At 51.0% G+C, this 255-nt stretch carries 1 protein-coding gene; it reads left to right on the forward strand.

The window, feature by feature from the left end; translation table 11 throughout:
• The coding region (locus M6G53_RS25760; RefSeq protein ID WP_253335311.1) for a transposase at positions 1–255 on the forward strand (255 nt) is incomplete at both ends.

Here is a 255-nt window from a genome sequence, read left to right on the forward strand (position 1 = left end):
CAAACAGGGCACATCTGTTCCGTTGTATTATGTAAACTGTGAGGAAAAGGGAAAAACGGACGGTCTGTGCTGGCATCTGTTGACATCAGAGCCGGTCACGAGTGCTGAGGAAGCCCGGCAGATACTGAATTATTATGAAAGGCGCTGGCTGATAGAAGACTTTCATAAAGCCTGGAAAAGCGGCGGGGCACAGGTGGAAAGCCTGCGGATGCAGAGCCGTGGTAATCTGGAACGTATGGTTGTGGTGCTGGCTTT

The sequence above is a fragment of the Serratia nevei genome, assembly GCF_024160145.1.
GTDB lineage: Bacteria > Pseudomonadota > Gammaproteobacteria > Enterobacterales > Enterobacteriaceae > Serratia > Serratia nevei_A.